The organism is Thalassotalea ganghwensis (assembly GCF_053485795.1).
This window is the reverse complement of record NZ_JBQRUM010000003.1, coordinates 254697-268458: the sequence shown is the minus strand read 5'-3', so window position 1 is coordinate 268458 and position 13762 is coordinate 254697. Positions and strand designations below refer to the sequence as shown.

The following is a 13762-nucleotide window of genomic DNA, read 5'->3' as shown; positions in this document are numbered from 1 at the left end:
CTTAGGCCTCTCCTTTAGTTGAGATTGCTTGTAAATAATGGCCACTTAATTGCTGCCATACATTCTGCCAATAAAACTTACTGATAGTTTCTAATCCATTGGTTGTTAAACGATTTTTAAGTTCTTCATCTTGTAGGATGCTTAATATTCCTTGGGCTAAAGCTCGTTCTTGTTTGGGTTGAACTAATAACGCATCATACTGATCTGTCACTAACTTGGGAATACCGCCGACATTGGTACTAACCACAGGCGTGCCACAAGCTAGCGATTCAATAATTGAATTAGGAGAATTATCAACGATACTGGTGTTAACCATAATATCTGCCTGTCGATATAAGTCTGAAATTTCTTGTGGGGACAGACGACCAACAAAGTTCACCTTATCCTCTATATTCAAATTATTTGTTAATGCTTGTAAGTTAGCTAATTCTGGTCCAGTACCTGCAATCGATAATTGTGCTTGAGGGTATTGCTGAGCGACAATAGCGAAACCTTTTATTGCGGTTGCAACATCATAAATATCTTCTAGATTTCGCGTAACAATAATGTGAGGGCCTTCTGAGTTCTTGTTAGCACTTTTAGGGTTAAAAACCTGTTGGTCTAGTACATTAGGTATTATTGCTACCTTTTGATCAAACTGTTCAAAAACTTCTTGTAGAAAAATAGATGGCACTAATATTTGTTGGCATTTTTTCATACTAGGATTAACCCAACGCCAAGATTTTTCGAAAAATTCCTGTGCATATCCTCCTCGGTAATTCAAAATAACAGGGACATTTAACCAATGCGCCACCCAAATAGCCGGCATTGCAAATAAATGCCACGACCAACCTGAATTTGCCATGATATGCACCAGCTGAGCTTTTTTTAATTGTTTTAAAAGCACAAAAAAATAATTCAGCAGTCGAAATCCAGCTCTAATGACAGGGACCTTACCTATAAACGCTGGTCGATAAGCAGGGTTAACCTGAATGATATCAACCTCTACCCCTTCAGTACGAATAAACTCGGCTAACTTTTTCGTTTGATTGGCCATACCGCCTGCTGGTGGTGGTAAAGGACCAACTATGGCAATTCGTTTTAACTTACTCACTAACCTTCTTTCCAGTTAATTCTTGGTAAAGCCCAACATAATTAGCAACGCTATTGCGCCAATTACGCACTTCTTCAACAAATCTGCGCCCTTCGCTTATTACCTCAGGCCAATCGCTTTTTTCAGTAAGAACTTCGCGAATTTTGATGACTAGGTTATCTATATCGTCCGCTTTAAACAGGTAACCATTTTGCTTATCAGTGATAAGTTCGTGATGCCCGCCAACATCTGAGGCCAGCAAAAGTTTACCTTGCGCCATCGCTTCCAAGGGTTTCAACGGGGTTACTAGCTCGGTTAATCTCATCGATTTTCTCGGGTAAACTAATAAATCTACCAAACTATAGTATCGCCCAACCACGTCATGAGGAACCCGACCTGTAAAGGTAACATATTGGCCAAGCCCTAAAAGCTGAACCTGAGCCTTTAAGTTGTTTTCCTGTGGACCTCCGCCAACAAGCAACAAATGAATATCTTGGCGCTCTTTAATCACTTCAGCCAAAGCATTGATGGTTAAATCTAACCCTTCATATGCATAAAAAGAGCCCAAAAAGCCAAGCACGGTTTTGCCTGCTAGATTTAGTTCTTGCTCCAACTCACTGTCTTTATGTTCAATCAGATCAAACTGCTCAACATTAACAGCATTGGGGATAACGGTAAATTTCTCTTGGCCAAAACCTCTTGAAATTAGATCCTTTCTTAGCCCCTCACAAATGGTGGTTACCGCTTGCGCCTGCTTAACAACATAGGTTTCCATCGCTCGTGTTAATTTATAGCGAAGGTCGCCTTCTTTACATGTACCATGGTCAACTGCGGCATCTTCCCAAAAAGCGCGAATTTCATAAACCACAGGCAAACCACTTTTTTTGGCCGCTTTTAATGCCGCTAATCCGTTGAGAGCTGGTGAATGGGCATGAATCACATCTGGCTTCTCAATAGCGATAACTTCGAGGATTCGTTCAACCATTGGTTCGATATATGCTAATTGGTTCAATACGGGAAATTTTGCAAGTAAACCTTTGGGCGCCGCACTGCGATAAAAAAGAAGGTCATCAACCTGTTCAGTTTCTTTCTCTATATTTCCATGTTTTGGGCTTGTCACATGACACGTTTCAATGCCCAGCTCATGCTGTTTTTTTAAAATAGAACGCGTCCTAAATGTGTAGCCACTGTGTAAAGGAATGGAATGATCAAGTACGTGTAAAATTTTCATTATGACCGACCTTTAGCTTGACGATAAAAAGAAGCAAACATCAGTAAGGTCCACAAAGGCGCACTATATTCTTTTTTACCTGATTGATGATCATCAATCCACTTTCTGATGGTGTTCATATTAAATAAGCCAGACTCTCTCATTTCTTGACTGAGTAAAGCTTCTTTTAACTTATCTTTGAGAGGTCCTCTAAACCAATCGGCTAACGGCACTCTAAAACCCATTTTACTTCGGTACAACACATCATGAGGCAAATAATCTTCCATTGCTTTTTTCAATATATACTTACCTTGCCCAGCCTTTAATTTAACTGTTGCAGGAACTTGTGCTGACCATTCAACAAACTCATGATCCAAAAATGGCACCCTAACTTCTAAACTGTGTGCCATACTTGCTCGGTCAACTTTCGTTAAGATATCACCAACTAAATAGGTTTTAATATCTAAGTACTGAATAAGCGATAACGGGTCATTACCATCAAAGTTTTCTTCATGCTCCCTAAAGACTGCTAAAGCGTGATAATCACCTAGCTGTTCTAACATCCTCGGTGAAAACAAGGCACGGCGTTGTTCATCATTCATGATTGATACACCATGAAAGTAGCCCTCTACCGTATCCATAGCCAACGATTGAAAGGTTGTCTTTGCTCTTAAAAATTGAGGAGCCCAATCGAGCTTAGGGTATAGTTTCCCTAACGGCTTGAAGATCGCCTGACGAACAGCTTTAGGGATCTTGTCACGTACTTTTTGCTCGTTCATCATGAGTGCATAACGACGATATCCAGCGAGTAGTTCATCTGCGCCATCCCCAGACATACACACCGTAACCTTTTTACGCGCTAGCTCGCAAACGCGGTACGTTGGCATGGCAGAACTATCTGCATACGGTTCATCATATAATTGGGCAAGCATATCGAGTAAGTCAAAATCATCACTTTTTACCACTTGCTCTTGATGATCGGTTTTATAACGCTCAGCAACCATGCGAGCAAAATCAGTTTCATTATAATCTTTAACATCAAAACCGATAGAGCATGTTTTTACCGGCTGGTTACTAGATTGCGACATCATCGCAACGACCGCACTAGAGTCGACGCCTCCGGATAAAAACGACCCTAAAGGCACCTCGGACATCATATGACTATCAACTGACTTCTGCAGCTGTTCAACTGCTTGTTTAACGTACTCTTCCTCTGATAAATCACTTTGTTCTTTATAACTAATATCCCAATACTGAGAAATTTTCATCGGCCGAGTTGGTGATTCAAATAAGATGGTGTGACCAGGATTTAACTTTAGTGTGTTTTTGTAAATCGTTAATGGTTCGGCGACATAACCAAACGCAAAGTATTGCTCTAATGCTTTAACTTCAATGGTTTTATCAAAGTTAGGCAGCAGTGTTAAACTTTTTAATTCTGAAGCAAAATAAAAAACGTTATCAATCACAGTATAGAATAGCGGCTTAATCCCCAGTCGATCTCGAGTTACAAAAAGGGTTTGTGTTGATTTGTGCCAAATGACATAAGCAAACATACCACGCAGCTTTTCAACACTTTGCTCTCGCCACTCTATAAAGGCATTAAGAATAACTTCAGTATCAGAGTGCGTTCGAAAAGTGTATCCGAGTGAAATTAACTCTTCCCTAACTTCTGGAAAATTATATATCTCACCATTAAAGACAATAATGTAGTCACCACATTGGCTTTTCATCGGTTGTTGACCTGACGATAAGTCAATAATAGATAATCGGCGATGAGCTAAACCAACATATTCATCGACATATTGATCACCTTCATCAGGACCGCGATGAAACTGAGCTTGATTCATTTTACCAAGCAAAGAGTCATCTAACTTGGATAGAGCATCAAGCTTAAAATACCCTGTAATACCACACATTTAGTCATTATCCTTATTTAACAGCTTTTGATAGCATGCCAAGTACTGTTGTACCATTTGTTGCTCATTATATGATGTTAATACGCGTTGTCGTGCATTTTCCCCATGAACCTTTATCTTCTCTGGATGATTTAAGTAAAACTCCATCGCTTCACTCAATGCTTGCGCATTTTGATTGGCAACCAACATACCCTGCTCACCATCAGTAATCACTTGAGGTATACCACCCACAGCGGTAGATACTACCGCAGTTTTTGTAGACATAGCCTCTAATATTGTCATCGGAATGCCCTCGGCGATCGACGATAATACAAAAATATCTGCGTGAGCGAGTTGTTCGGCAATATCATCTCGAGCTCCCATAAACGTGACACGCTCACTAAGCTTTAATTGTCTTGTCATGTTTTCTAATTCAGCTCGAAGTGGACCATCCCCGATAATCGTCATTCGCCATGTTGGTTCTGACACTCGGTCTTGCAGCAACTGGCACGCCGCCAGCAAATTTTTATGATCTTTAATAGGTGATAGGCGCGCTACATTAATATAGCGAACCATTTCACTGGTTGATTTGGGGCGCAAGTATTGCTCGGTGTTAATGCCATTAGTGATCAGTTTAACTTTATCGGGTGATATTTTTACTGTCGAGATCAACCATTGATACAACTCATCACTAACGGCAATATATTGATGTAAAAAATATGAGGCGATCTTGCGCAAGGTATTATGTTTTTTGTTTAGTCCCTGCGGGTCATTGATATCTCGACCATGTTCAGCATGCACTCTACCTTTAACACCAGCTAACCATGCAATTGGATGATATTCTATCGTCGATAGGTTATAACTATGCAAAATGTCAGGTTTTAGTTTACGTAATAGACGAAACAACCTGAAATGAAGACTTATATCCTTGCCTGGCTTTTTATTAAGGCAATAAATATCAACGGGTGTTACAAGATTATCCTGTGAAAAGTGATTCGCATTGGTGAGCGAAATAATAATATGCTTTGCATCATCAATTTGCTGCATTTGACCGATGCAGTTAAGCATTACGCGCTCTAAACCACCAATATCTAGTTGCAAAATTATATGCGCAACAACCTTAGGCTGGCTCACGGATTAACTTCCAACTGCTGTTTTAGTTTTATCGCTTGTTCAAGCAAAAGCTGCCTATCTTGTGGCGTTGCTTCCATTAAAGGGTGGGAAACAGCGATGATATAGCTATACGAAACCCCTGCAGTGAACGCTGAAAGTACTTGATATATTTTAGCTAAGCTTGGCGCAACCGCGGTGTAACTACCAATAATATATTGATAAAGATAACTGCGCATTTCCCCTGATGTATTCCTCAAGACCACATAGCGATAAAGAGAAGCGTCATGCTCGATATCCTCGCGCTCAACTACGGTCCAACGATCCATATTATGTAATTGGTTATTAAAAGATATCAACTCACCTTGAGCTTGTTTGTTGCCATATTTAGCGGCAAACCACTCAATCGATTGTTTGCTAATCGTCGATGATGCTAAAGGGTTTTTAAAGTCAATTCCCCAATCTGAATTGGCCAGCATTTTTCCAGACAACAGAGCGTCGGGTTGCTCTGACGGCTGAATGACAGGGAGCTGTTTCAATAAATAAGAAGCGCTCAATATAGCTATTAGCGCAGCAGCGACAGGCGGTGTTCTATACTGATTGTTCGATGAAGCAATCTTGTTCTTATTAACTGTCTCCGGATCGGCAAACTTACTACCAACCCAAAACATCACCATAATGACAAAACCAAAGAATAGCCATCCGTAAACGAGATGATCAGCGCCAGTCGCATATTTCATATCTGAATAATGAGCGATGGCAACAATTAAATACGCACGAATGCCATTGGCAAGGATTGGCAACAACAATGCAAACACAAAAAAGATAAATTGTTTTTTAAATTTGTTGTAATTTAAATAAGCAAACAGCGCCCCTACGGCAGCAGAAGCAATTAAATAACGAATACCAGAGCATGCGACGGCCACCTCAAATAATCCAGAAGGCGTTTGAATATAAAGGCCATCACGAAAAACCGGAATACCTGTTAATTGTAAAAAGAACACCGTAAACCATGCGGTAGCATCTTGAAGCCAAGGAATTAAATTTTCCCCCATCGGCACGAGAAACAACAAATATGCGAGTGGAAATTTATAATACCAAGTGAGGCGATCACCTATGATCAACCAAATAATAGTGATTAAAGAAAGAACAGCCGCCAGCTGACTAATGACATTGATATCGGCAATTTGAGCAATCAGGCCTAATGACGTTGTACCAAGCAATACCGGTAATGCAAACCAGCTGGTAGTAGGTTCGTTAGCGACTAACGTTGTTTTATCTCGCCAAATAAGCCACAACGATATTGGCAAAATAAAATAGCCGTGAGCAAAGGTATCTGAGCGACGCCAAATAGATTCCATTCCTACAATTGCGTCATTAAAAAACCAGCCCCACGCCAGCAGCAAAAAAGCAAAGCTAATAAGGCCTTTGATACGGTTATCCGACATAGCTTGCCCCTTTTTCCTTTTCATAGAAGTACTGCTCCATATGAGCAAGCGTGGCTTTCCAAGTAAAATGGTCAATAATCCAGTTGCGATTATCCGACTCAACCTTTTCTGTTAAAAAACGTCGGCAAGCCACTGTATACTGTTCGATATCATCGGTCACCTTCACCGAATTATTCTCTGGCGCATTGATACCTTCCATGCCCATCGTCGTTGTCACAATTGGCTTATTTAATGCCATCGCTTCTAAAACTTTATTCTGAATCCCTCGAGCAATTCTCATCGGCGCGACTGCGCAACTAGCATGTAAGATATAAGGTCTAATATCGTGCACTCTTCCTGTAACAACAATACCAGGTTGTTCAGCAAGCTTAGTCACCTCTGGGCTTGGGTTACCACCGACGATGTAAAATAGGCACTCAGGATGAGAGCGCCTTATCTGTGGCCATACAAATTCGCTAAACCATAATACCGAATCAACGTTAGCCCAATAATCCATTGCACCGGTAAAAACCAAGTAGGGCTTTTTAGGGATAGACTCTTCGGCCATTTTGGCTTCAGGATTAAAGAAATCGATATCGACACCATTTAATACCCCCTGCACCTTAGTGTCTGTTACTTCAGGATGCAAAGAGCAAAACAATTTGGCTTCATCTGGTGAAACAAATAAACTATGGGTAAAGGATTGCGCTACCGCCTTTTCATATTGCGCTAAAGTACGATGCTCGCGTTGAAAAACCCATTTTGCTATGCCCGACTTCTTGTCTGCATATTGGCGCCACTTATCGGAATCAACGTCAACAAAGTCAATCACTCGATTCGCGTGTCGATATGCTTCATCATCACAATACTGAGCCATCGAAGATGAATAAACGAAAATATGTTGAATGTTATGCTGTTGAAAAGTTTTACTTACCCACTGTTTCATCGCTAGATCAAAATAGTAGGGAAGTGTTATTGGCTGTCCAACCAAAAAAGCTTTTAAACCTTTCAGTTTAGCCATTGTTTTGTGCTGATTTAACGAAAAGACTTCTTGGCAGTAATCTTCAAGTTTGGACACATACTGCTGGTCAAAAGGGTCATCAATAAAGCACCCCAAATAAATATCAAAATGCTCACTCAGCTTTTTTAATATATTAAAAGAGCGGATCTTATCGCCTTTATTCGGTGGATAAGGAATTCGATGACAAAGATAAAGTAACGGTGCTTTTGCCATGCTATTACCCTAAATATTTTGATAAAAATGGCCCAAGCAATTGACTTACCTTCAAAGGTAACTTCTGCCACAAACTAATAAACATTTTGTACTTTGGATTATTGGGACTTAAATTAGGCAGTTCTTTGGCTTTAACTAAGTGGTAATAATAATGCAAAGGCTCTGGTGTCATTCCCCAATTTTTCTTGTATTTATAAGGGCCACTGTCATTTTTGCTGCGCCCAAAATCATACCAATTACATCCTAGCTCTTTGGCATGGCACATCACTTGATAATACATAAAGTCGGCACTTTTAATATGGCGCGATTCAGCATTACCACCACCATAGTAGGGTAAAACTTGTTGATTAAAATAGAAATTCATCACCGCATTTGAGGGGGCGCCGTTCTGATCTTTTACCACTAAAATATCGACAGAATCTTGAAACTCATCAATTAAACAATTGAAATAGTCTTTCTTAAAAATTGGTGTACCTAGGTTTCGATAACTTTCCGACAACAAATGATAAAAATCATCAGTCTCTTGAGTAAACTCAAACTGTAAATCATTTTTTAACGAATGACGTATAACCGCTCGTTGCTTCTTTTTAACTTGTGCCAGAATTTGATCAGCGTCTTCAGCAAGCTCACAGCCAAACGTGCTATGCGCCTGTTTAAGTAACATACCGTTATCCTGTGACTTTCGATAACGTAGTTCTAGGTAGTCAACTTGCAATTGCTCACTAATTTCTATTGCTTTTTGTTCCAATGACCTAGCAATACTTGCTTCATCTGCAATTGCACCGCCATAAACACAAAAAGGTGTGGATATTAACGCGTGACCAAATAGCGCACTTTTTACTTCAACCAAAGGTAGAACACCGACAACCTTATCGTTTTCTTGTGCTTGTAAATAATAGCAATGATGGCCAAAACTTTGACTAATGACGCTTTGCCAGTTCGCTAAATGAAAAAATGTTCCTTCAGGGTGCCTCTTGACATAATCATTCCATAGTTTTGTTTCATGTTTATTTATTGTTGTTATTGTTGTCGCCAAAACGTTTAATCCTCTTACAACTTACTCGTTTCCTTCAAGTAAACATTTTCCATGGTATCCCACTGATACTCTTTTAGTAAACGCTCTATCTTACCTTCCATTCGAGAAAGGTTGATATAATGTCGAATTTTCGATTTTAACGATGCTCCTGATACCTTTGGTTGCTCTGCATCAATCTCCCAGGGATGAAAGTAAAAGCTATAAGGCTGTTGCTCTTCTTTTATAAATCGTTCGATTCGTTTTTTCGACATCCAATAAGGATATAAACGAAAGTAGCCACCCCCACCTATACCTGTATTAACGTCATTTTTACGAATCGTCGGAATTGGAATTTCAATTATCCCTTCTGGGCGTTGATACTTAAATCTTGGCCAATGCGGAACACCATACAAATCATGTTCAATTGGGTAAGTACTCGAACTATACTCAAAGCCTAACTCAACCAGTACTTGATAAATCCAGTCATTCTCATCTTTTACAGAAAAACTTGGTGCTCGATAACCTTTTATCTGTTGCCCTGAAATATCCTCTAATGCTTTTTTTGAACGTTCAACATCTTCACGAAATTGACCTTTCGTCATCCCGAGCGCTCGTTGATGTGAGTACCCATGACTGGCTAATTCATGGCCCTGAGCGACAATCTCCCTTATTAAATTAGGGCACTGTTCAGCCACCCACCCTAAAGTAAAAAACGTCGACTTAGCGTTATATTTATCAAACAGTTCAAGTAAACGATACGTATTGTGCTCGACCCTTAATTCATGCTCAGACCAATTATCTTGGCTGATAATATTTTCAAACGCAGAAACATGAAAGTAATCTTCGACATCTACTGTCATCGCATTGATCAATTTTTCTTTCATGGCTCATTAACGTCCTTTACCAAATAAGACAATCTCAACGGTTCTAATCAATATCAATAAATCAAGCATGAAACTGCGATGTTTTATGTAATACAAATCGTATTTTAACTTTTCTAGTGAATCTTCTTGTGTAGCACCGTATGGATACTTAAGCTGCGCCCAGCCGGTAAGACCAGGTTTTACATTATGCCGCTCATTGTAATACGGAAGGTTTTTAATCAGGTTCTGCACAAACTCTGGGCGTTCAGGTCTTGGCCCAACAAAGCCCATATCGCCTCGCATGACATTATAAATTTGCGGAAGTTCGTCAACGCGATATTTACGGATAAACTTGCCAATTCGTGTTGTTCTATCATCATTCTTTGCAGCCATTCTCGCGCCATCTTTCTCAGCATCGATGCGCATACTTCGAAACTTAATAATGTTAAAAGCTTGGCCATCAAGACCTACTCGTTCTTGATAGTAAAAAACCGGCGCCTTTAATCCTTCATCAAGCTTTATTAAAATCGCCGTAATTAACATGACAGGCCAAGTTAGCAGGAAAAGAACAAAAGCAATACTTGCATTAAAAACCCAATCGAGGGTGTTTCTTAAATGATTAGCTGAAGCAAAACCATTTGAATAAATCACCCAACTGGGATAGATAAGATTTACTGCAATTTGGCCAGTTTCGCGCTCAATAAAATCTAAAATTTCAGTAACTTCGATACCCCGTATTTTACAGGCGAACAACTCATCAACAGGCAAGTTGCAGCGCCTTTCATCGCTCGCTACAACGATTTCATCAATTTCATTATCCATCGCATAAACGACGAGTGAACCATCTAATTCGATGCGGTTCTCATTGACAATACCATCATCATCATCACCAGGCATGACAACAAAACCGTGCATTGAAAAACCTTGCCTGTCGACATCACGACGCATTCGCTTTTCTATTATTGAAGCGCGTTGTCCCGCACCCAGCACTAGAACTTTGCGCTTGTTAAATCCAAAAAAATCAATTTGATAGACAACATACCTAATAATACAAGCAACAAAGAAACTTAAAAGTGCTGCAATTGCCAATAATTCTATGGCTAATGCTTTTTCACCTAAAAATGGATTGAGTAAGGTAACGACGAAAAAGCCTATCGCTACTGATACCAACAAGCGTCTAACTATCCCCCTAAAACTTTCCCTAAGTTTTGAGTTATAGAGACCCAGTGCTAATGAAGAAAGCTGCACCATTAAAGAAAAAACAATCGCATAAACCACCAATAAGTTCTGAGGTACTTCGACATGCTCGGTGAAAAGAAAATATTTATTTAAATAACTGGTCAACATCAGCGCACCAGCAAAAAAAATAAACTCTATCAATACCAAAGATTTACTACCCGAAGATAGATCTCTATATTTTGGACTGGACATAAACCAAAAAGATCCTCAAAAACTCATCACTAACGTTGATTACTGTATAAAAAAACACGAACAAATGAAGGGTGTATTTTTTTATTAGGCTGGTGAATATATGTTACCAAGATTAACAGCTTTTTTACAGTCATTAAATATGTGCATATAGTACAAAAATAAAATACAATCTGGTAGCTTATAAAAAAACCGTCGTTTTAAAGAAGGTCAACACCATGGAAATACGTAATTTTGCACAATGTAAAGCACTATTGTTTTTAGTGATGGGTTATTTTTTGACGGGGTGCAGCTCACCAACCCTGCCACCTGCAACTATTCATCAATCAACAACGACCGATGTTGCTTCATACAAGTATTTAATTGGTGCGGGAGATACGGTCAATATCTTCGTGTGGCGAAACCCGGAAGTATCTGGCACATTTACAGTGCGCCCCGACGGTATGATTACCACATCCTTGGTTGAAGATATTCCTGTTTCAGGCAAAACGCCAACTGAACTGGCTCGCGAAATTGAAAAAATACTGGCTACCTATTTAAGAGATCCTGTCGTTACCGTTACCGTCAATAATTTTGTTGGCCCGTTTAGCGAACAGGTACGAATAGTTGGCGAAGCAGCAGAACCACAATCAATCAGTTATAAACAAAATATGACCTTACTTGATGTTATGATTGCGGTTGGTGGTTTAACTGAATTTGCTGACGGTAACGATGCAAAACTAGTACGTATCGAAAACGGAACGCAAAAACAATATGACATTTTCATCGAAGATTTACTTAAAAACGGCAAGATTGCTGCCAATGTCGATATTCTCCCAGGGGACATTATCGTGATTCCCGAAACGTGGTTTTAGCGCGTTTATTAGGATGAAAAACACTAAACCATCAGCCCTGTTATAGAGGTCAGGAATGCAAGAAATTTTCGAACAAGTGCTTGATTATTTAAAAGGCATTTGGATAAAGCGCCGTTTTATTATGATTGCCACATGGATTATATGCCCACTTGGCTACTATGCGGTTGCCCAACTAGAAGACATATACGAGTCAGAAGCTCGTGTTTACGTTGACACGCAATCATTGTTGCGCCCATTATTGAGAGGACTTACAGTAGAAAGCAACCCCGAAATTCAAGTGCGTTTAATGGTGCAAACTCTGCTCAGCAGACCAAACCTTGAACGGATCTCACGAATGACAGATCTCGATGTTCAAGCGAGCACTGCAGAAGACTATGAAGCAATTATAAAACGCCTAAAAAATGATATTAAAATCAGTAGAGCCGGACGAGAAAATATCTATACACTATCAATTTCTGACAAAGATCCTGAAATGGCGAAGAATATTGTCCAATCAGCGCTAACCGTTTTTATCGAAAATACACTTGGTGAATCTCGTAGTGAATCAGACAGTGCGCAAAAATTTCTTAATGATCAAATCAAAGAATACGAAAACCGACTTATCACCGCAGAAGCAAAACTCACGGATTTTAAACAAAAATATAACCATTTACTCGCAAATAGCAGTGGCGGTTTTTATAATGCTTTAAACTCTGAGAAGAAACGCTTAGAAGAAGCTCAATTAGCCTTAGCGGAAGTATCGACTCGCTTAAAGTCTGCTAAAGCGCAATTAGCTCTTGAACAACCTAGTGCTGATTTATCAGGTAGCAAAGTACAAACAAACAGCACGATTTCAACAGCTTATGACGATCGAATTTCACAGTTAGAGAGTAACTTAGACAGCTTGTTGCTTAGATATACTGAAAACCATCCTGATGTAAAGGAATTGAAGCGTCGTTTAGAAGAGTTAAATAAACAACGTGACGACGAAATTCAACAATACTATCAAACTTTGCAAGCTTCAAATGGAGACAAAAATACTGACTTCTCAGCCATAGAAAAGAGCCCTATTTATCAGGAGCTAAAGATACAAGTCAATCAGTATGAAAATGAAATGGCTTCTTTGAAAGTTAGAGTTGATAACTTTAAGAAAAATGTCGCTGAATTGGAAGGGCAAATTCATACATTACCAGAGATAGAAGCGCAGCTTGTTCAACTAACCCGTGGTTATGATATTACCAATCAGAAGCACCAGGAGCTGTTACAGCGCCGAGAAACCGCACAACTTGCTCAACAAGCTGATGAGACTACGGATAAAATTCGCTTTGATATTCTTGATCCCCCTAGGGCGGCAACAAAGCCTAGCGGACCACCTAGAATGCTATTTTTTATCGGCGTTACGGTATTAGGTGTAAGTGTCGGGGTTGCTTTATCATTACTATTTAGTCAGTTGAATCCGGTGGTTACCTCTGCTCGTCAATTATCACGAGCTACAAACTTACCCGTATTTGGCATTGTTTCTGCAACCGAGAACTTACAACTTAAAAAATGGCATCGCAGGAAAACCTGGGTGTTTATTTTATCTAATACCCTGATACTGGTATTATTAATTTGTTTTATGTCATATTTTTTATTTCCTGACTTGATTCAGGTGCCAATTAAGAGGATTTTTTAA

11 protein-coding genes are annotated in these 13762 nt (G+C 39.6%); 2 read left to right on the top strand and 9 right to left on the bottom strand.

The annotated features are described in order from the left end of the window. Window position 1: 1 nt before the first annotated feature. The 9 genes from ACSLUH_RS04715 to ACSLUH_RS04675 are packed head-to-tail and all read right to left on the bottom strand — an operon-like array spanning window position 2 to window position 11257. The gene (locus ACSLUH_RS04715; RefSeq protein WP_448565120.1) at window positions 2-1093 is read right to left on the bottom strand and encodes a glycosyltransferase family 4 protein; all 1092 of its coding nucleotides are present in this window, start codon (window positions 1091-1093) and stop codon (window positions 2-4) included. Further along, window positions 1086-2303: a TIGR04063 family PEP-CTERM/XrtA system glycosyltransferase gene (locus ACSLUH_RS04710; protein ID WP_448565118.1), complete on the bottom strand. Its 1218-nt coding sequence runs from the start codon at window positions 2301-2303 to the stop codon at window positions 1086-1088. Before ACSLUH_RS04710 ends, ACSLUH_RS04715 begins: the two co-directional genes overlap by 8 nt. Then, a complete protein-coding gene (locus ACSLUH_RS04705) occupies window positions 2303-4198 on the bottom strand; it encodes an XrtA/PEP-CTERM system amidotransferase (protein WP_448565116.1) in 1896 nt (631 codons plus the stop codon). Before ACSLUH_RS04705 ends, ACSLUH_RS04710 begins: the two co-directional genes overlap by 1 nt. Continuing rightward, window positions 4199-5311, bottom strand: coding sequence for a glycosyltransferase (locus tag ACSLUH_RS04700; RefSeq protein WP_448565114.1), 1113 nt, complete (start codon window positions 5309-5311; stop codon window positions 4199-4201). Continuing rightward, window positions 5308-6735 carry an exosortase A gene (gene xrtA, locus ACSLUH_RS04695; protein ID WP_448565112.1) on the bottom strand — a complete coding sequence of 476 codons (1428 nt, stop codon included), beginning with the start codon at window positions 6733-6735 and terminating at the stop codon, window positions 5308-5310. Before xrtA ends, ACSLUH_RS04700 begins: the two co-directional genes overlap by 4 nt. Beyond that, a complete protein-coding gene (locus ACSLUH_RS04690; protein WP_448565111.1) occupies window positions 6725-7948 on the bottom strand; it encodes a TIGR03087 family PEP-CTERM/XrtA system glycosyltransferase in 1224 nt (407 codons plus the stop codon). The genes xrtA and ACSLUH_RS04690 overlap by 11 nt, the downstream gene beginning before the upstream one ends. A gap of 4 nt (window positions 7949-7952) precedes the next feature. After that, complete coding sequence (locus ACSLUH_RS04685; protein ID WP_448565109.1) at window positions 7953-8984, bottom strand: FemAB family XrtA/PEP-CTERM system-associated protein; 1032 nt, start codon at window positions 8982-8984, stop codon at window positions 7953-7955. 14 nt (window positions 8985-8998) lie between these two features. Further along, window positions 8999-9847: an XrtA system polysaccharide deacetylase gene (locus tag ACSLUH_RS04680; RefSeq protein ID WP_448565107.1), complete on the bottom strand. Its 849-nt coding sequence runs from the start codon at window positions 9845-9847 to the stop codon at window positions 8999-9001. Window positions 9848-9853: 6 nt separating this feature from the next. Continuing rightward, window positions 9854-11257 carry a TIGR03013 family XrtA/PEP-CTERM system glycosyltransferase gene (locus ACSLUH_RS04675; RefSeq protein WP_448565105.1) on the bottom strand — a complete coding sequence of 468 codons (1404 nt, stop codon included), beginning with the start codon at window positions 11255-11257 and terminating at the stop codon, window positions 9854-9856. Window positions 11258-11472: 215 nt separating this feature from the next. On the opposite strand from ACSLUH_RS04675, the gene ACSLUH_RS04670 reads away from it, so the two are divergent. Together ACSLUH_RS04670 and ACSLUH_RS04665 are read left to right on the top strand one after the other, a co-directional pair. Further along, window positions 11473-12108, top strand: coding sequence for an XrtA/PEP-CTERM system exopolysaccharide export protein (locus ACSLUH_RS04670; RefSeq protein WP_448565103.1), 636 nt, complete (start codon window positions 11473-11475; stop codon window positions 12106-12108). A 55-nt stretch (window positions 12109-12163) separates the two neighbouring features. Beyond that, entirely contained in the window at window positions 12164-13762 is a 1599-nt protein-coding gene (locus ACSLUH_RS04665) for an XrtA system polysaccharide chain length determinant (RefSeq protein ID WP_448565101.1), read from the top strand.